This window comes from Pseudoxanthomonas suwonensis J47 (assembly GCF_000513955.1).
GTDB classification, from domain to species: Bacteria; Pseudomonadota; Gammaproteobacteria; order Xanthomonadales; family Xanthomonadaceae; genus Pseudoxanthomonas; species Pseudoxanthomonas suwonensis_C.
This window is the reverse complement of record NZ_AZUZ01000028.1, coordinates 40,652-59,895: the sequence shown is the minus strand read 5'-3', so window position 1 is coordinate 59,895 and position 19,244 is coordinate 40,652. Positions and strand designations below refer to the sequence as shown.

The following is a 19,244-nucleotide window of genomic DNA, read 5'->3' as shown; positions in this document are numbered from 1 at the left end:
GAGAGCAAGCTCTCCTGTGCTGCCGTTCGACTTGCATGTGTTAGGCCTACCGCCAGCGTTCACTCTGAGCCAGGATCAAACTCTTCACTTAAAACTGCAAAGCCCGAAGGCCTAAAGCTTTTAGCTGCAGAAGTTCTACCCAGCNACGAATCGCTTGCTTAAAGCAATTGACTTGTTGCTGTTTCAAACGTCTGCAAGATGGACAGTCATCCTTCCTGCAGGCGTCCGCACAAGTTACCTGCGCACATTCTCAAAGAGCCCCGGAGTCGGCCTCAGCGCCTTCCTCCGTGCCCCGACGTTTCCGTCGAGGTGAGCCGCACATTCTGGCAGCTCGTTTCGGAAGTGTCAACACCGCGTCAGCGGTATCTTCAGCTTCCGTCGACTTCAGCAGCGAACCGCTTCCGTCGAGGTGAGCCGCACATTTTGGCGACTCTTTCCGGATTCGTCAACACCTCGTGAAGAGATTGTTTCGATTCCGTTTCCCCTGGTGGCACCGGACTGTGAAGTCCGTTTCCGCCGAGGGAGCCGCCCATTATAGGAGGCTTCGCGATAACTGCAACACCTTTGTGACGCCGGTGTTGCCGTTGCCGGCCCTGCTTCTGCGTTCCCGAAAGAGCCTGCAGCTGCGAGGGGCGCGCATTGTGCTCGCCCAAGACAGGTTTGTGAACCCCCTGCGTGAAAAATTTCAGCAGGTGGCTCATCGTGCGGCGATTTCAGGGCCTTTCGCCCCCGCGGGAGCCTGTAGTGATGACGGCAACCTGCCTGCCGACCCATGGCCAGCTTCGGAAGAAGCCGCGGCAGCACGGGGGTAGGCCGCATCGCGCGGTTCCGCGTCCTGCTCCAACGCGCGAACGCAGCACATCCATGTGCTGCTTGCGGCCTCCCCCCGCACTACCGCGTCTTCCGGCGACTCGAGGATCACCGCTTCGTTCCCCCCTCTCCTCCCGGAAAGAAGGTCAGCCGGGATCGGAAACGGCAGGAATGGCACGCCATGCGATGCCGTGCGCGTTGCAGCGCTCCTGCAACCTCTGGTGCAGCTGCGCCGGGACCGGGCCTTCCAGGAGGAGGACCACGCGGGCGCCGTCGGCTGCCAGGTGCAGCGCGCGCTCCGCGGCGGCGGCCGGGTCGGCTTCGCGGACGCGGTGGGCGTCGCGACGCGCCGGCTCCAGGGCCTCGGCGGGGGTGCCGGCAGCCAGCACGATCGCGTCGGCTTCGTTGAGGGCACGCAGGCCGCGCAGCGTATACAGGTCGGTGGCCGGGGCGGCTTCCACCAGCGAAAGCGCGCCGCCGGCGTCCATGCCCTCGCCCGCCGCCTCCAGTTCTTCAAGGAACCGCGCTTCGGCGGCGGCGGCACCACCGGCTTCGAATGCGTGGTCCAGGCGGCCGTCGAGCATGCGTTCGAACCAGCGCCGCCGGGTCGTGGTCGACGGCAGGCGCTCGCGGATGCGTTCGCGGTGGCGGCCGAACAGCGCCGCCAGCGTGCCCAGCGAGGGTTCGAGCAGGGTTTCCAGGCGCTCGCGCACGCGTCGCGCCAGCATCGGCGCGGCGCCGGCGGAGGAAATGGCTACCACCAGCGGCGCGCGGTCGACGACGGCCGGGACCTGGAAGGTGGACAGCGCCGCGTCGTCGACCACGTTCACCAGGCGGCGGCGGCGGCCGGCCTCGGCAGCCAGGCCGGCATTGAAGGCGACGTCGTCGGTGGCGGCGACCGCCAGCCAGATCGCGTCGAGACAGGCCGGGTCGAAGTCGCCGGCCAGGCGCTCGATGCGGCCGGTCTCGAGCGCTTCGCGCAGTTCGGGGTGAAGCACCTCGCGCGCATGCAGGCGGACCAGGGCGCCGGCCTTGAGCAGCGCGGCGACCTTGCGGGCGGCGACTTCGCCGCCGCCCACCACCAGTACTTCGCGTCCTTCCAGTTCGGCGAACAGGGGATACAGCGCCATGCGGCCAGCCCTTGCGGAGACAGGCGCATCCTGTGGGCTGCGCGCACGAATGTCGATGCCGCGCGCGACGCGCGGCGGATCAGCCGGCGAGGAAGCCGCCCAGCCAGGCGGCGACGGCGGCGGCCTGGTCCATATGCAGGTGGTGGCCACCCGGCAGCACGGTCGCCTCGGCCTGCGGCAGGGCGGCCAGGCGCGCGCGCCGCAGCGGATCCGGGAAGTACGGCTGCGCCGGATCGGCGTAGAGGATGCGCAGCGGACAGCTGATCGCGGCCAGCAGGTCCAGCACCTGGGCTTCGTCCAGGCGGGTCGCGGCCGGCAGGGTCAGGCGCGGATCGCTGGACCAGACGTGGCCGCCGGGCGCCTCGCGGGTGCCGCGTTCGACCAGCAGGCGCGCGTTGGCTTCGTCCAGCTGGCTGGCCTGCATGCGCGCACGCACCGCCACGGCCAGGTCGGGGAAGACGCGCAGCGACTTGCCGGGCAGCGCGCGGGCGGTGGCCACCGCGTTGCGCAGGCGGCTGGCGGTGTTCTCCGGGGTCTCGGCCAGTGGGCCGAGGTTCTCGATGAGCGCAAGCCGCTCCACCCGCGCCGGTGCGGCCGCGGCGACCAGGGTGGCGATCGCCGCGCCCATCGAATGACCAAGCAGGGCGAAGCGGTCCCAGCCCAGCGCGTCGGCAGCGTCGAGGGTGGCGTGCAGGTGGGTGGTCAGGCCGTATTCGGCGCCTGTCGGCAGGTGGGCGCTGCGGCCGTGGCCGGGCAGGTCGAGCAGCAGCACGTCCAGTTCCGGCAGGTGCGGCAGCAGCGGCAGGAAGCTGGCGGCATTGTCGAGCCAGCCATGCAGGGCGATCACCCGCGGCCTGCCGCGACGCTCCAGGCGCAGGCCGGCCAGCTCGCCCCACGCCACCGGCAGGTGCAGTTCCGTGGGACTCACCGGGTCACGGCTCGCAGGCGACGCGGCGCGCCAGCTGGGCCAGCGCGTCGGCGTGCGAGGGGTGGTCGTTCAGGCAGGGGATGTAGGACAGGCGCCCGCCCCTGGACTGGAAGTGTTCGGCCAAGCCGAGGGCCACCTCTTCCAGGGTCTCGATGCAGTCCACGGCGAAACCCGGGCAGACCACGTCGACCTCGCGCACGCCTGCCTCGGCCAGGCGGTCCAGCTCCGCAAGGGTCGACGGCTCCAGCCAGCGTTCGCGGCCGAAGCGCGACTGGAACGACATCGACCACTGCGAAGGCTCCAGGCCCAGGCTGGCCGCCACCGCGTTGGCGCTGTCGGTGCAGCGTTGCGGATACGGGTCGCCGGCATCGGCGAGCCGCTGCGGGATGCCGTGGAAGGAGAACAGCAGGTGCCGGCCGGCGCCGTGCTGGTGGCGGTAGCGGCTGACCGAGTTGGCCACCGCGCCGACCCAGGCCGGATCGGTCGAATAGTCCTCGACCAGGGTCACGTCCATGCCCTGGGTTTCCTCGGCGACCACGTCGGCGACCGAGGCGGTGGTGGTGGTCGAGTACTGCGGGTACAGCGGCAGCACGACCAGGCGACGGACCCCTTCGGCACGCAGCGCGCGCAGGGCGCTGCGCAGGGCCGGGGCGCCGTAACGCATCGCCGACAGCACCCGCCACTGCGGCAGGCGCTCGGCCATCGCCGAGGCCAGGCGCTGGGTGTAGACCAGCAGCGGCGAACCTTCGTCCAGCCAGACCTTGGCGTAGTTGGCCGCCGAGCGCGGCCCGCGCAGCGGCAGGATCAGGCCGTGCAGCAGCGGCTTCCACAGCAGCGGCGGGATCGACACCACCCGTGGATCGCCGAGGAACTCGGCCAGGTACCGGCGCACGGCCGGCGCGGTGGGCGCGTCGGGCGTGCCCAGGTTGACCACGATCAGCGCGGTGTCGGGTGCGTCGGCCATGCCCCATTCTGACAGAGAGACCGGATGCGGTCGCGCGGCCCCCTGTACGCAGGGCGTGTCGTCATGGACGATTCATGGCGCGCTCATTAGCTTCGGTCGCGTCCGCGGCGGGGAGCCGCATCCCAAGTCATTCCGGAGCCATCGCATGCCGCGTCTTCCGAAGATCCTCCTGGCGCTCACCCTCCTGTTCGCCGCCGGCCATGCCGCCGCTGCGCCGTCGGAGGACGAACGCGCGCGCAACGCGGTGCGGGTGCTGGCCGAGATCCAGCAGATCCCCGAGCAGGCGATCCCGGACAAGCTGCTGGACGAGGCCCGCGCCATCGTCGTCATCCCGGACACGATCAAGGCCGGCCTGGTGCTGGGCGGCCGCCGCGGCCATGGCCTGATGTCGGTGAAGGCCGCCGACGGCACCTGGTCCAACCCGGTGTTCGTGACGCTGACCGGCGGCAGCATCGGCTTCCAGGCCGGCGTGCAGTCGGCCGACGTGGTGCTGGTGTTCCGCAACGACCGCAGCCTCGACAACGTGGTCAACGGCAAGTTCACCCTCGGCGCCGACGCCGGCGTGGCGGCCGGCCCGGTCGGGCGCAACGCCGCCGCGGCCACCGACGGCCAGCTGAAGGCCGAGATCTGGTCGTGGTCGCGCGCCCGCGGCCTGTTCGCCGGCGTGTCGCTCGACGGCGCCGTGCTGCAGATCGACCGCGACGCCCAGGCCCGCATCTACGGCCCGAACACCACTCCGCGCATGGTCTTCGAGGGCCGCGCCCAGGGCGCGCCGTCCGACGCGGTGGTCTCGTTCCGCGACCAGCTGGAGGAAGCGACCCACAACGCGCGGGTTGCCCGTTCCGGCGGCAGCGCCGCCCCGGCAGCCGCGCCGACGGCCCAGGCCGCACAGCCGGTGGACACCGCGCAGACCCTGCCGGCGGTGCCGGCGCAGCCCGCGACCAGCGGCCCGGCGCCGAGCCAGGGCTTCGAGCCGGTGGAAGACAGCGGCACCCGGACCGAACCGCTGCCGTAAGGCTGCGCTATCCTGTCCGCCCTCTCTAATTCTGCGAGCTTGCCATGGGCGGTCTGAGCATCTGGCATTGGATCATTGTGCTGGTGGTGGTGCTGCTGGTGTTCGGCACCAAGCGCCTGCGCAATGCCGGCCGCGACCTGGGCGAAGCGGTCAAGGGCTTCAAGGACGGCATGCGCGAACCGGAGAAGCCGGCCGGCCAGATCGGCGACGAGCGCCGGTCCGAGGAAAAGGCCGAGTCCGAGCGCGACCGCGCCCAGCACTGATCCCGCGTCGGTCGCACGCGGATGTTCGATATCGGCTTCGGCGAACTGCTGCTGATCGCAGTGGTCGCGCTGGTGGTGCTTGGCCCGGAGCGGCTGCCCAAGGCGGCCCGCTTCGCCGGGCTGTGGGTGCGCCGCGCCCGCGCGCAGTGGTATTCGGTGAAGGCCGAACTGGAGCGCGAGCTGGAGGCCGAGGAACTCAAGCGCAGCGTGCAGGAGACCCAGGCCGCACTGAAGCAGGCGCAGTCGCGCTTGCAGGACGAGCTGGGCCAGGTGCAGACCCGGGTGCAGGAAGGCCTGGACAGCGCCGGCCGGCAGCTCGACGAAGTCCGCCGCCAGGTAGAGGACGCGGCCCCGCCGGCCGATGCCGGCAGCGCGCCGGCCGGCGATCCCGTTCTCCCGGCACTGCCGGATGCGGGCACCCCCACCCCATCGGATACGGAGCATGGCGATGAACCACGCCGGTCCTGAGTCCGATACCGAAAGCAGCCTGATGGAGCACCTGCTCGAGCTGCGCACGCGCCTGCTGCGCGGCCTGGCCGGGCTGGTGCTGGTACTGCTGCTGTTGCTGCCGTTCGCCAACCGGCTCTACGCCTGGCTGGCGGCGCCGCTGCTGGACAAGCTGCCGGCCGGCGGCCAGCTGATCGCGGTGCAGGTGGCGTCGCCGTTCTTCACCCCGATCAAGCTGGCGTTCTTCGTCGCCCTGCTGTTCTCGGCGCCGTGGCTGCTGTACCAGGCCTGGGCCTTCGTCGCGCCGGGCCTGTACCAGCGCGAGAAACGCCTGGCGATGCCGCTGCTGGTGTCGGCGGTGACCCTGTTCTACGCCGGCTGCGCCTTCGCCTACTTCGTGGTGCTGCCGGCGGTGTTCGGCTTCCTCGCCGCGATCAAGCCCGAAGGCGTGGCGATGATGACCGACATCAACGCCTACCTGGACTTCGTGCTGGTGATCTTCCTGGCCTTCGGCGCCAGCTTCCAGCTGCCGGTGGCGCTGGTGATCCTGGTGGCGCTGGGCTGGGTCACGCCCGACCAGCTGCGCTCCGGGCGCGGCTACGCGATCGTCGGCATCTTCATCCTGGCGGCGATCATCACCCCACCGGACGTGGTCTCGCAGCTGCTGCTGGCCGTGCCGATGTGCCTGCTGTACGAGGCCGGCATCATCGCCTCGCGGATGGTGGCGCGGCGCCACGCCGCCGACGCCACCGACTGAGGCCGGGCCTCAGGCTTCGAACCGGCCGGTGGCCACCGCCGCGACCGGGGCCGCCTGCCCGAACAGCTGGGTCCAGGCGGTATAGACCGCGCCGGCCAGCAGTGGCATCAGCACCGCCATCATCAGCATCTGCGCGATCCACATCGCCACCACCGGCCCGGCCAGCAGCTGCACCACCAGGGTCAGCATCAGCACGCCGAAATAAATCGCGAAGATCGCGACCATCACCAGCAGCAGGAACACCACCAGTGCCGGCAGGTTGCGCAGGCAGGCGCGCAGGCTGTCGCCCATCGCCGGCAGGCCGTCGCGGCGGTCGAACAGGATCCGCGGCACCGACACGAACACGGTCATCGCCACCGCCACCGCCGCGGCCAGGCCCAGCAGCAGCCACAGCAGGATGCGGCCGGAGGGCAGCCCGGCGACCAGCGCCTCGACTTCCTCGGGCGTCGGCTGCTGCCCGGCCTGGGCCATCGCATTGAGTTCCTCGCTGGCCTGGGCCAGGTGCTGCAACTGCTGCGGCCCGACCAGGACCAGCAGCATCACGCCCAGCAGCAGGCCGGCGGCGACCTGCGGCAGCAGGGTCGCCAGCAGCTGCGGCCAGCGGCCCTCGTTCCAGCCCTGCAGCAGGTGCGCCGGCAGGGCCGGACGGCCGTGCGCGACCTCGCGCACCGCCCAGACCAGGCCGGCGAACAGCACCGGGCCGGCCAGCGCCACCAGCAGCTGCAGGATCGTGCCCAGCGCCGGTACCGCCAGGCCCAGGGTCACCACCAGCGAGGCCAGCAGGCCCCACAGCGCACCCAGCGTGCCCAGCGCGACCGGCGCGCGGCGCAGCAGGGTGAATCCACCCAGCACCCATTCGGCGCCGGCCGAAGCCGGCAGCTTGCGTATCGTGTCCATCCTGTTCCCGTTGAGGCGCGGCCGCGAACCGGACGCGCGCCGTGGATTATCGGTGATCGGCCACCGGAATGCCGTGGCCGTGCGGCGTTTTCCTCAGGCCTGCGGCGCCGGCCGCGCGGCGCTGCCGCGCGCGTGCTGGACGAAGCGCCGCAGCAGGCGCCGGGCCTGCGGCGCCGCGCTGACCTCGCGGGCCACGGTGCGCGGGCAGCGGCCATGGTTGCGCAGGCATTCGGCGCGGGCCTGCACGTAGCCACGCATGTGGTGGGTGGCGAACTCCGGGTGGAACTGCACGCCCCAGGCCTGACCGCCCCAGCGGAAGGCGTGGCAGCCGTCCTGCTCGGACCGGGCCAGCACCGTCGCCCCTTCCGGCGGCCGCAGAACGGTCTGCAGGTGGGTGGCATGGGCGGCGAAGCGGGCCGGCATCCCGGCGAACAGCGGGTCCTCGAACGCCGGCGGATGCAGGTCGATGAACACCGTGCCGGACTCGCGCCCGGCCGGGTTGTAGTCGACCTCCCCGCCCAGGGCGTGGGCCAGCAGCTGGTGGCCGTAGCAGATGCCCAGCAGCGGGGTGCCGTCCTGGACCGCCTCGCGGATCCAGCCGGCGGTGCGCTCGCTCCACTCGGCGCGGTCGGTGACGAAGGCGGCCGAGCCGCTGACGATCACCCCGGCCACGCTGGACGCCTCCGGCAGCGGGTCGCCCCGTTCGGCGTTGACCTCGACCACCTCGCCGGCCCGCAGCCCGGCGGCGACCCGGATCCAGTGCGGGAAGCGCCCGTAGCGCTTGAGGCTGCCCACCGGCTGGCCGGTTTCGACGATGAGGAAGGGCGCGCGGCGGGCGGCGTTCACGGGGGCGGGGGACCAGGGAAAAAGTAGCTTCTGAAACCGTGGAAACCCGCATGGCGCGGGGCCGGCCCTATACTAGCCCGCTTTTCCGCACCGCAATAAAAGCCGATGACCGGACCGACCTTCCAGGGACTGATCCAGGCGCTGAACGCCTACTGGGCAGAACAGGGCTGCGTGCTCATCCAGCCGCTCGACCTCGAAGTCGGCGCCGGCACCTTCCACCCGGCCACCTTCCTGCGCGCGCTCGGTCCGGAGCCGTGGAACGCCGCCTACGTGCAGCCGTCCCGCCGCCCCACCGATGGCCGCTACGGCGAGAACCCCAACCGCCTGCAGCGCTACTACCAGTACCAAGTGGTGATGAAGCCCAACCCGGACAACATCCAGGAGCTGTACCTGGGTTCGCTGAAGGCGCTGGGCATCGATCCGCGCGTGCACGACCTGCGCTTCGTCGAGGACAACTGGGAATCGCCGACCCTCGGCGCCTGGGGCCTGGGCTGGGAGGTCTGGCTCAACGGCATGGAAGTGACCCAGTTCACCTACTTCCAGCAGGCCGGCGGCCTGGAGTGCAAGCCGGTGCTCGGCGAGATCACCTACGGCCTCGAGCGCCTGTGCATGTACCTGCAGAACGTGGACAACGTCTACGACCTCATCTGGACCATCGGTCCCCAGGGTCCGGTGACCTACGGCGACGTGTACCACCAGAACGAGGTCGAGCAGAGCACCTACAACTTCGAATACGCCGACGTCGCCGAGCTGTTCCACCGCTTCGACGCCTGCGAGGCCGAGGCGCTGAAGCTGGTCGAGGCCGGCCTGCCGCTGCCGGCCTACGAGCAGGTGTGCAAGGCCTCGCACTCGTTCAACCTGCTCGATGCGCGCCGCGCGATCTCGGTGACCGAGCGCCAGCGCTACATCCTGCGCGTGCGCCGCCTGGCCCAGGCCGTGGCCGAGGCCTATTACGCCCAGCGCGAGAAGCTCGGTTTCCCCGGGCTGAAGGGCCAGGGCAGCTGAGCCCCACTCCGCCCGGCCGGGCGGGCCGCGAAGCCCGCCGGCCCAGGGCCGAAACGTCATCCGGCGCGATGCGCCACCTTCTCCCGGGAGAAGGGCAAGCCTAAGGTCACGACATGAGCGAACAGAAACCCCTGCTGATCGAACTGGGCACCGAGGAGCTGCCGGTCAAGGCGCTGCCGGGCCTGGCCCAGGCCTTCTTCGACGGTGTGGTCGCGGCGCTGGGCAAGCGCGGCGTAAGCGTGGAAGTGGGCGACGCGCGCCCGCTGTACACCCCGCGGCGCCTGGCGGTGCTGCTGCCGGGCGTGGCCACCGAACAGCCGGAGCAGCGCTCCGAGGTGCTCGGCCCCTACGTGAACATCGCGCTGGACGGCGAAGGCCGCCCGACGAAGGCGCTGGAAGGCTTCGCCGCCAAGGCCGGGCTGGAGTGGACCGCGCTGGAGCGCACCACCGACGCCAAGGGCGAGCGTTTCGTGCACCGCTCGGTGAAGCCGGGCGCGCGCACCGTCGAGCTGCTGCCGGAGATCATCGCCGAGGCCATCGCCGGCATGCCGATCCCCAAGCCGATGCGCTGGGGCGGCCACGACTACGCCTTCGCCCGCCCGGTGCACTGGCTGGTGGTGCTGCTGGGGGGCGACGTGGTCGACGTGGAAGTGCTGGGCGTGAAGTCCGACCGCATGAGCCGCGGCCACCGCTTCGAGCACGACAAGCCGGTGTGGATCGGCCAGCCGGGCGACTACATGGACGCGCTGCAGGGCGCGCGCGTGCTGGTCGATCCGCAGGAACGCCGCGCACGCATCGTCGCCGAGGCGCAGAAGGCGGCCGGACAGGCCGGCGGCACCGCCCGCATCACCGAGGACAACCTCGAGCAGGTGGTGTGCCTGACCGAATGGCCGTCGGCCGTGCTGTGCAGCTTCGAGCGCGACTTCCTCGCCGTGCCGCAGGAAGCGCTGATCGAGACGATGGAGATCAACCAGAAGTTCTTCCCGGTGCTGGACGCCGGCGGCAGGCTGACCGAGCACTTCATCGGCATCGCCAACATCGAGTCGAAGGACGTGGCCGAGGTGCGCAAGGGCTACGAGCGCGTGATCCGCCCGCGCTTCGCCGACGCCAGGTTCTTCTTCGACGAGGACCTCAAGCAGGGCCTGCAGTCGATGGGCGACGGCCTGAAGACCGTCACCTACCAGGCGAAGCTGGGCTCGGTGGCCGACAAGGTCGCGCGCGTGGCCGCGCTGGCCGAGGCGATCGCCGCCCAGGTCGGGGCCGATCCGCAGCAGGCGCGCCGCGCCGCGCAGCTGGGCAAGAACGACCTGCAGTCGCGCATGGTCAACGAGTTCCCGGAACTGCAGGGCATCGCCGGCCGCCACTACGCGCTGGCCGCCGGTGAGCCGAAGGAAATTGCCGTGGCGATCGACGAGGCCTACCAGCCGCGCTTCGCCGGCGACGACATCGCGCTGTCGCCGCTGGGCAAGGTGCTGGCCATCGCCGAGCGCCTGGATACCCTGGCCGGCGGTTTCGCCGCGGGCCTGAAGCCGACCGGCAACAAGGACCCGTTCGCCCTGCGCCGCAACGGGCTGGGCCTGGCGCGCACGCTGATCGAGAGCGGCTTCGACCTGTCACTCAAGGACCTGCTGTCCAGGGCGGTGGAAGCCATCGGCCCGCTGCCCACCGGCAAGGACGGAGCGACCGCGTCCGCCGATGCCGGCGAACTGTACGACTTCATCCTCGACCGCCTGCGCGGCTACTACGCCGACAAGGGCGTGCCAGCGGCGCATTTCAACGCGGTGGCCGAACTGAAGCCGGCCTCGCTGGCCGACTTCGACACCCGCATCGATGCGATCGGCACCTTCGCCGCGCTGCCGGAAGCCGAGGCCCTGGCCGCGGCAAACAAGCGCATCGGCAACATCCTGAAGAAGGCCGACGTCGCCATCCCGGCGATGGAAAACCCGACGCTGTTCACGGAACCGGCCGAGCGCGCCCTCGGCGAGGCGGTGGAAGCGGCGCTGGGCGAAACCGACGCGGCCCTGCACCAGCGCGACTACGTGCGCGTGCTCGAACGCCTGGCGCGGGTGCGCCCGCAGGTCGACGCATTCTTCGACCAGGTCATGGTCAACGCCGAAGACGCCCAGATCCGTGCGAACCGACTGGCCCTGCTCAAGCGCCTGGCCGACCGCTTCGGCGCAGTCGCCGCGATCGGCCACCTGTCCAACTGAACGCAGGTGATGGAAGGTTAACGGGGCCGCGATCGGCCCCGTTATCCTGAGCGCATGCGCCCTCGCCTGCTCCTCGCCCTGCTCCTGTTCCTGGCGGCCTGCCCCGCCTGGGCGCGGGGCACCATCGACCGCGTCGAGATCCGCGGCCTCGAGGACCACGAGGCGATGGAGCACAACGTGCGCCTGGCGCTGGGCGTGACCGCCGCGATCGGCCAGGTGCAGGGCGAATCGCGGCTGGAGTTCCTGCTGCTGAGCGCCGAGCGCGAGGCGCGCCAGGCGCTGGAACCGTTCGGCTACTACTCGCCGGACATCGCCATCGATTCCACGCGCGACGACGACAACCGCATCGTGGTGACGGTGAACGTCGGCCTCGGCGAACCGGTGCGCGTGCGCGACGCCAACGTCGCCATCGCCGGCCCCGGCGGCGAGGATCCGTACCTGGGCGAGGACCTGGCGAAGTTCCGCCCCGCCGTGGGCGAGGCCTTCGACCACACCACCTACGAGGCCAGCCGCGACGCCATCACCCGGCGCCTGGCCGAACGCGGCTATTTCGACGCCGACTTCCTCGAGCGCGAGGTGCGGGTCACCCGCGCCGACTACGCCGCCGACATCGACCTGGTCTGGGACAGCGGCTTCCGCTACGACATGGGCCCAACCACCTTCGACCAGGACTACTTCCGCCCCGGCCTGCTGGAGAAGCTGGTGACCTGGGAGGAAGGCAGCTACTTCCACCAGGGCAAGCTGGACCGGCTGCGCACCTCGCTGGTCAAGCTCGACTACTTCAGCGCGATCGACATCCAGCCGCGCCCGGAGGACGCCACCGACGACCTGCGCGTGCCGATCGACGTCACCCTGGTGCGGGCCAAGCGCAACGTCTACACCGCCGGCCTCAGCTATGGCACCGAGAGCGGCATGGGCGTGCGCTTCGGCGTGGAGCGGCGCTACGTCAACGACCGCGGCCACAAGCTGCTGTGGGACCTGGACTGGGCGCAGAACCGCAAGAACCTGCTGCTGCAGTACCGCATCCCCGCCTTCGCCTGGCTGGACGGCTGGTACACCGGAGCGCTGAGCGCGTACGACGAACAGACCGACTACATCGACCTGCGCAACATCAAGCTGATCGCCAGCCGCAGCGGCGAGATCACCGAACGGCTGACCGCGGTGGCCTCGCTCAACGCGCTGCGCGAGCGCTGGAGCTACGACATGGACGTAGCCACCGGCCAGCGCCTTTACACGTACTCGACCCTGCTGTACCCGGAGCTCACCGTCAACTACATCGGCGTGGACGACCGCCTGTTCCCGCGCAAGGGCATCAGCGGCAGCGTGTCGCTGCGCGGCGGCATCGGCGGCGCGGGCTCGGACACCAGCTTCCTGCAGGGCTGGGCCAGCGCGACCTGGTTCCAGGGCGTGGGCGCGGCGGACCGCTTCATCGTGCGCGGCGAAGCCGGCGCGACCTGGACCGACGACCTGATCGCGATGCCGCCAAGCCTGCGCTTCTTCGCCGGCGGCGACCGCAGCATCCGCGGCTACGCCTGGCGCGAGGTCGGCCCGCGCACGCCGCCGCCGGACAACTTCGCCACCGGCGCGCGCTACGTGCTCACCGGTTCGGTCGAGTACGAGCACTACTTCAATGCCGGGCCATGGGGCATGGCCGCCTTCATCGATGGCGGCGACGCCTTCGACGACAAGTTCGACCTGCACCTGGGCGTGGGCGTGGGCGCGCGCTGGCGTTCGCCGGTCGGTGCGGTGCGCATCGACATCGCCCACGGCCTGGATGACCCGGACTCCGGCTTCCAGCTGTACCTGAGCCTCGGGGCCAACCTGTGAGCGCGCCGGCCACGCCTCCGCCGCCTGCGCCGCGGCCGCGCTTCTACCGGCGCCGCCGTTTCTGGGCCTGGTCCGGCCTGGGCGTGCTGGCGATGGTGGTCGGCGCCGTGGTGCTGCTGTACTGGCTGCTGCAGACCGTGGCCGGGCGCGACGTGCTGCTGGCGCAGGTGATCTCGCGCCTGCCGGTCGGCGCCACCCTCACCTGGGAGAAGGCCGAGGGCCCGCTGGCCGGGCCGCTGACCCTGCACAACCTGGACTTCCGCTACCAGGACTACCGCTTCACCGCGCGGCGCGCGCACCTGGATCCGGACATCCGCCCGCTGCTCGGCCGCCGGCTGCGCCTGGACGCCTTCGAGATCGAGGGCGCCACCCTCAACCTGATGCGCAGCGACGAGCCGTTCGAGCTGCCGCGCTGGCCGGAGTCGCTGCCGGCGATCGAGATGCCGCTGGCGATCCAGGCCGACCGCATCGTCATCGACGGCCTCACCGTCACCTCCGGCGGCGAGCACGTGATCGACATCCGCCACCTGCGCGGCGGCATCGACATCGCCAACGGCTTCCTGCACGCCGAACAGCTGAAGATCGACAGCGACCGCGGCCTGTTCTGCGTGCACGGCAACTACGAGCCGGTGAACGACTACCGCAGCAACCTGCTGGTCACCGCGGTGCTGCCGGTGGCGCACGGCCACAGCTCGCCGCGCGTCGGCCTGCTGGCGCAGGGCGACCTGTCGGGGATGAAGGTCGGCATCGGCGGACGCGCGCCGCAGCCGCTGCGCGCCACGCTGACGCTCGGCGGCAACGAGGAAGCACCCACCTGGCACCTGCTCGCGCGCAGCGAGGGCCTGGATCCGGCGCTGCTCACCACCGGCGAACCGTCCTCGAGCCCGGTGGAATTCGACGTGCAGGCCAGCGGCACCGGCGGCGCGGCCGACATTTCCGGCCGGGTCGCCTTCGCCGGCCAGCAGGTCACCATCGCGCCTTCGCACGTGAAGCTGCACGAGCAGGTGCTGGAAGTGGCGCCGCTGGCGCTGGAGCTGTACGGCGGCACCGCCCGCCTGCGTGGCCGCGCCGACTTCACCGATCCGGAAGGCGGCCGCTTCCGCTTCGCCCTCGACGCGCGCGGGCTGGTGTTCGAGGCGACGGATCCGGCGACGCCGGCGATCGGCGTGGATGCGGCGCTGGGCCTGGCCGGTTCGATGAAGAACTGGGCTGCCTACGGCGACGCCAGCCTGCGCCGCGACAGCCAGCAGGCCGAGCTGGTGCTGGACGTGCGCGGCGACGACCGCCGCGCGCGCATCCATTCGCTGCAGGCGAGCATGCCCACCGGCACCCTGCGCGCCACCGGCGAGGCCGGCTGGGACCCGCGGCTGGACTGGGAGCTGGCGCTGGCGCTGGACGGCTTCGACCCGGGCTATTTCGCGCCGGGCTGGGACGGCAACGTCAACGGCCGCATCGCCACCACCGGCCGCGCGCGCGACGGCGGCGGCTTCGATGCGGACGCGCAGGTGCAGTCGCTCGGCGGCCGCCTGCGCGGGCGCGCGCTGTCCGGCAACGGTCGCTTCAGCCTGCGCGGCGAGGAAGGCGAGGGCGAGCTGGCGCTGGCACTGGGCCAGAGCCGCGTGCGCGCCAGCGGTCGCGTCGGCAACCGCATCGACGTGACCGCGCAGCTGGCGCCGCTGCGCATCGACGACGTGCTGCCCGATGGCGCCGGCGAGGTGCAGGGGTCGCTGCAGCTGACCGGCACCCGCCAGGCGCCGGACCTGGAGGCGGACGTGCAGGCGCGCGGCGTGCGCTGGGACGAATGGAGCGCCGGCGCGGTGGACCTGCGCGGCCGGCTGCCGTGGCGCGGGGCGCGGGGCGACCTGGTCCTGCAGGGCCGCGAGCTGGACGTCGGCATCGCGCTGCGCCAGCTCGACGTGCATGCGCGCGGCGCGGTCGAGGACCTCGAGTTGCAGGTGTCCGCCGACAGTCCCGACATGGCTGGCCTGCAGCTGGCCGGCCAGGTGCACCGGCGCGGCACCGCCTGGCAGGGCTCGCTGGACCGCTTGCGGATCGAGCCGGCGCGCGGCAATGCCTGGGCGCTGGATGCGCCGGCGGCCTTCAGCGTGCAGGGCCAGCGCTGGCAGCTGCAACCGGCCTGCCTGTCCACCCGCGGCTTCGGCGACGGGCAGCTGTGCGCGCACGCCGACTGGCCACGCGAGGGCCTGGTCGTGCACAGCGACCGCCTGCCGCTGACCCTGTTGCAGCCGTGGCTGCCCGACCAGGGCGGCCGCGCCCTGATCCTGCGCGGCGAGCTGAGCCTGGACGCCAGCATCCGCCCGCTGGGCAACCGCTGGGCTGGCGGCGTGCACCTGGCCTCGCCCGACGGCGGCCTGCGCCTGGGCAACAACGCGCGCCGCGAGATGTTCCGCTACGACAACTTCAGCCTCGACCTGGACTTCGACCCGCAGAAGATCCACGGCCGGCTCGGCACCGGCTTCAAGGGCAACGGCTACATCGACGCGACCTTCGACACCGGCTGGGAGCCGCATTCGCCGCTGACCGGCGAGCTGTACACCTACATCTCGCAGCTGTTCTGGCTGGAGCTGTTCTCGCCGGACCTGGTGCGCCCGCGCGGCGTGCTGCGCGGGCACATGAGCATCCGCGGCACGCGCAGCCAGCCGCTGATGGGCGGGCAGCTGCTGCTGGAGGATTTCCAGGGCGAACTGCCGGCGCTGGGGCTGAGCCTCAGCGAGGGCAAGGGCAGCCTCGATGCGCAGCCGGACGGTTCGGCGACGGTGTCGGCATCGGTCAACACCGGCGAGCAGCCGCTGATGCTGGACGGCCGCCTGTCCTGGTTCGGCCAGGCCACGCCGCTGGAACTGCGCATCCACGGCCAGGACGTGCTGATCGCCGACACCGAGATGCTCAACGCCACCGCCAACCCGGACCTGCAGTTCAGCATGGACGGGCCGACCATGGTGCTGCGCGGCGAGGTGGAAGTGACCCGGGCGAAGGTCAACCTCGAGCGCTTCGAGCAGGGCGTGTCGGCTTCCGAGGACGTGGTCGTGGTCGATCCGGTGGATCCGGAGGAACAGCGCAGCGCGCCGCTGGACATGGAGCTGACCCTGGCCATCGCCGACAACGTGACGATCAGCGGCTACGGCCTCAACGGCACCATGAGCGGCCGCCTGGACGTGCGTTCGCGACCGGGCCACGAGATGTTCGCCACCGGCGCGCTGTCGGTCGGCGGGCGCTACCGCGCCTACGGCCAGGACCTGACCATCACCAACGGCCAGCTGACCTGGAGCAACGACCAGATCGCCGACCCGCGCATCAACCTGCGCGCCGAGCGCCGCATCGGCGACGTGCTCGCCGGCATCGACGTGTCCGGCAGCGCCACCGCGCCGCAGCTCAACGTCTGGTCCAACCCGGCGATGCCGCAATCCGAGGCGCTGGCCTACCTGATGCTCGGCCGCAGCCTGGAAGGCGCCACCCGCAGCCAGGCGCAGCAGGTCACCGCGACCTCGGCCGCGCTGTCGGCCGGCACCGGCCTGCTCGCCGCGCAGCTGGGCACGCGGCTGGGCTTCGACGACGCCGGGGTGATGCATTCGCGCGCGCTCGGCGGCTCGGTGGTGGGCATCGGCAAGTACCTGTCGCCGCGCATCTACGTCGGCTACGGCGTGTCGATGGTCGGCGCCGGCCAGGTCGTGGTGCTGAAGTTCCTGCTCAACCGCGGCTTCGACGTGGAGCTGGAATCGAGCACGGTGGAGACCCGCGGTTCGGTCAACTGGCGCACCGAGCGCTGAGCGCGCGTGACCTGCGGCGGTTGTCGCCGGCGCCGCGGGCGGGCTAACTTCGCCGGCTGACCCGTTCCATGGAATACCGATGAAGCCGACCCGGATCGCCACCGCCGTGGCCCTCGCCTGCCTTGCCGCGCTGCCCGCCGCCCATGCCGACGAAGGCATGTGGATGCCCTCGCAGCTGCCGCAGATCGCCGCGCAGATGCGCCAGGCCGGTTTCGCCGGCGATCCGGCCGGGCTGGCCGACCTCACCGCCGCCCCCCTCAACGCGGTGGTGCGCGCCGGCGGTGGCACCGGCGCCTTCGTCTCCGCCGACGGCCTGGTGCTGACCAACCACCACGTCGCCTACGGCGTGATCCAGTACAACAGCAGCCCGCAGCGCAACCTCATCGACAACGGCTACATCGCCGCCGACCGCGCCGGCGAGCTGCCGGCCAACCCGGACTTCCGCGTGCTGGTCACCGTCGGCTTCGACCGGGTCACCGACGAGGTGCTGGCGCAGGCGCGCGGCAAGCAGGGCCGTGCCTACTACGACGCCGTCGACGCGGCCAGCAAGCGCATCGTCGCCGAGTGCGAGCGCGAGGCCGGCTACCGCTGCAGCGTCGCCAACATGTACGCCGGCACCGACTTCTACCGGATCCGCCAGCTGGAACTGCGCGACCTGCGCCTGGTCTACGCGCCGCCGCGCGCGATCGGCAACTACGGCGACGAGATCGACAACTTCATGTGGCCGCGCCACACCGGCGACTTCACCCTGCTGCGCGCCTATGTCGGCCCCGACGGCAAGCCGGCGGCGTACTCGCCGGACAACGTGCCGTTCCAGCCGCCGTCGCACCTGCAGCTGGCGAAGGACGGCCCGCGCGAGGGCGACTTCGCCATGCTCGCCGGCTATCCGGGCGTAACCTTCCGCCACCGCACCGCCGCCGAGTTCGCCGAGCAGGTGGAATGGACCCTGCCGGCGCGGGTGGAGGTGATGGACGCGCTGCTGGCCGCGATCGACGCCTCCACCCGCGGTAACGCCGAGGCCGCCACGCGCTACGCCTCGCAGGTGCAGAGCCTGAAGAACAACCGCAAGCGCGCCGCCGGCGAACTGGAAGGCCTGCGCCGCAGCGACGCGGTGCGCCAGCGCGCGCAGGACGAGAAGGCGATGCTCGCCGCCACCAGCGCCGCCGACCGCAAGCGGATCCAGGCGCTGGCCGAGGTCCTCGCCGCTGCTTCGGCCAACCGCGAGCGCGACCTGCTGCTGGGCCTGGTCGCCTCGCAGACCCAGCTGCTGCGCTCGGCGCTGCAGCTGGAACGCCTGCGCATCGAGTCGGCCAGGCCGGACGCCGAACGCGAGAAGGGTTTCCAGGCACGCGACGTGGCGCTGATCGAAGGCATGCTGCGCCAGGTCCAGCGCCGCTTCGATCCGCAGGTGGAGAAGGCGCTGCTTCGTGAACTGCTGGGTCGCTACCTGGCGCTGCCGCAGGCGCAGCGCGTGCCCGAGTTCGACGAAGCCTTCGGCCGCACCCCGGCCGAGCTGGAGCAGACCCTGGAGCGCCTGTACGCGGCCACCGGCCTGGGCGACGAGCAGGCGCGACTGTCGCGCCTGGAAGCAGCCCGCCAGGGCCAGGCGATGGACGCCGACCCGATGCTGGAACTGGCCGCGCGGCTGGTGCCGGCGCAGGTCCGCCTGGAAGCCGAGAAGAAGGCCAGCGAGGGCGAGCAGCTGCGCCTGCGCCCGGCCTACATGCACGCACTGGCCGCCTGGCGCGCGAAGCAGGGCCGCCCGCTCTACCCCGACGCCAACGGCACCCTGCGGGTGAGCTACGGCAACCTGCAGCGCCTGGAGCCGCGTGACGCGGTGACCTATGCACCGGTGACCACGGTGGCCGGGATCGTCGAGAAGAACACCGGCCAGGTCCCGTTCGACGCGCCGCAGCCGCTGCTGGACGCGATCGCGCGCGGCGACTTCGGCGACACCGCCGACCCGGCGCTGGGCACGCAGACGGTCAACTTCCTCACCAACCTCGACACCACCGGCGGCAACTCCGGCTCGCCGGTTCTCAACGCCCGCGGCGAGCTGATCGGCCTGAACTTCGACAGCAACTGGGAAGCGGTCAGCGCCAGCTGGTGGTTCGACCCGCGCTACAAGCGCGCCGTCCACGTCGACATGCGCTACATGCGCTGGCTGATGGAAACGGTCTACCCTGCACCGCACGTGCTGCGGGAAATCGGGCTGTAAGCCACGCCACCTCCCTGCCGGCACGTCCACATCGGCCGACAGGGAGGTGCGACTGGGCATTCCCACCCTGGAGGAAGCGCGGGCCCGCGCTGCCAGCATGGGCGGCTGATCCGGAACCTGCTGGACCGCCGCGGCCCGC

14 protein-coding genes and 1 rRNA gene are annotated in these 19,244 nt (G+C 71.4%); 9 read left to right on the top strand and 6 right to left on the bottom strand.

Annotated elements, in window-relative coordinates:
* From M503_RS0109115 to hemH, 4 genes are all read right to left on the bottom strand, one after another.
* Positions 1-91: ribosomal RNA gene (locus M503_RS0109115) — 16S ribosomal RNA — on the bottom strand; the annotation flags it as partial.
* Positions 92-956: 865 nt separating this feature from the next.
* Entirely contained in the window at positions 957-1,940 is a 984-nt protein-coding gene (locus M503_RS0109110) for a siroheme synthase (RefSeq protein ID WP_028920150.1), read from the bottom strand.
* A gap of 79 nt (positions 1,941-2,019) precedes the next feature.
* Positions 2,020-2,868 (bottom strand): alpha/beta fold hydrolase, encoded by an 849-nt coding sequence (locus tag M503_RS0109105; RefSeq protein ID WP_051414462.1) that lies wholly within the window; start codon positions 2,866-2,868, stop codon positions 2,020-2,022.
* A 4-nt stretch (positions 2,869-2,872) separates the two neighbouring features.
* Positions 2,873-3,832, bottom strand: coding sequence for a ferrochelatase (gene hemH, locus M503_RS0109100; RefSeq protein ID WP_028920152.1), 960 nt, complete (start codon positions 3,830-3,832; stop codon positions 2,873-2,875).
* 145 nt (positions 3,833-3,977) lie between these two features.
* Between hemH and M503_RS0109095 the strand changes: the two genes are divergently transcribed.
* The 4 genes from M503_RS0109095 to tatC are packed head-to-tail and all read left to right on the top strand — an operon-like array spanning position 3,978 to position 6,314.
* A complete protein-coding gene (locus tag M503_RS0109095; protein ID WP_028928199.1) occupies positions 3,978-4,847 on the top strand; it encodes a lipid-binding SYLF domain-containing protein in 870 nt (289 codons plus the stop codon).
* 44 nt (positions 4,848-4,891) lie between these two features.
* On the top strand, positions 4,892-5,110 hold the full coding sequence (gene tatA / locus M503_RS0109090; protein ID WP_028920154.1) for a Sec-independent protein translocase subunit TatA: 219 nt from the start codon (positions 4,892-4,894) through the stop codon (positions 5,108-5,110).
* A 21-nt stretch (positions 5,111-5,131) separates the two neighbouring features.
* Positions 5,132-5,578, top strand: a complete 447-nt coding sequence (gene tatB / locus M503_RS0109085) for a Sec-independent protein translocase protein TatB (protein WP_028928198.1) — start codon at positions 5,132-5,134, stop codon at positions 5,576-5,578.
* Positions 5,559-6,314 (top strand): twin-arginine translocase subunit TatC, encoded by a 756-nt coding sequence (tatC, locus tag M503_RS0109080; RefSeq protein ID WP_028920156.1) that lies wholly within the window; start codon positions 5,559-5,561, stop codon positions 6,312-6,314. The genes tatB and tatC overlap by 20 nt, the downstream gene beginning before the upstream one ends.
* A 9-nt stretch (positions 6,315-6,323) precedes the next feature.
* On the opposite strand, the gene M503_RS0109075 is transcribed toward tatC, so the two are convergent.
* Both M503_RS0109075 and M503_RS0109070 read right to left on the bottom strand, forming a co-directional pair.
* On the bottom strand, positions 6,324-7,211 hold the full coding sequence (locus tag M503_RS0109075; RefSeq protein WP_028920157.1) for a BPSS1780 family membrane protein: 888 nt from the start codon (positions 7,209-7,211) through the stop codon (positions 6,324-6,326).
* 93 nt (positions 7,212-7,304) lie between these two features.
* Positions 7,305-8,057, bottom strand: a complete 753-nt coding sequence (locus M503_RS0109070; protein ID WP_028920158.1) for a glutamine amidotransferase — start codon at positions 8,055-8,057, stop codon at positions 7,305-7,307.
* 105 nt (positions 8,058-8,162) lie between these two features.
* Here M503_RS0109070 and glyQ point away from each other — a divergent pair, with 105 nt between their 5' ends.
* The 5 genes from glyQ to M503_RS0109045 all read left to right on the top strand — a co-directional run bounded on the left by glyQ (position 8,163) and on the right by M503_RS0109045 (position 19,105).
* The gene (glyQ, locus tag M503_RS0109065; RefSeq protein ID WP_024869662.1) at positions 8,163-9,062 is read left to right on the top strand and encodes a glycine--tRNA ligase subunit alpha; all 900 of its coding nucleotides are present in this window, start codon (positions 8,163-8,165) and stop codon (positions 9,060-9,062) included.
* A gap of 113 nt (positions 9,063-9,175) precedes the next feature.
* Positions 9,176-11,272 (top strand): glycine--tRNA ligase subunit beta, encoded by a 2,097-nt coding sequence (glyS, locus tag M503_RS0109060; RefSeq protein WP_028920159.1) that lies wholly within the window; start codon positions 9,176-9,178, stop codon positions 11,270-11,272.
* A gap of 54 nt (positions 11,273-11,326) precedes the next feature.
* Positions 11,327-13,099: an autotransporter assembly complex protein TamA gene (locus tag M503_RS0109055; protein ID WP_028920160.1), complete on the top strand. Its 1,773-nt coding sequence runs from the start codon at positions 11,327-11,329 to the stop codon at positions 13,097-13,099.
* Positions 13,096-16,887, top strand: a complete 3,792-nt coding sequence (locus tag M503_RS0109050) for a translocation/assembly module TamB domain-containing protein (RefSeq protein ID WP_028928197.1) — start codon at positions 13,096-13,098, stop codon at positions 16,885-16,887. The genes M503_RS0109055 and M503_RS0109050 overlap by 4 nt, the downstream gene beginning before the upstream one ends.
* 79 nt (positions 16,888-16,966) lie before the next feature.
* Complete coding sequence (locus tag M503_RS0109045) at positions 16,967-19,105, top strand: S46 family peptidase (protein ID WP_028920162.1); 2,139 nt, start codon at positions 16,967-16,969, stop codon at positions 19,103-19,105.
* The last annotated feature ends 139 nt before the right edge of the window (positions 19,106-19,244 follow it).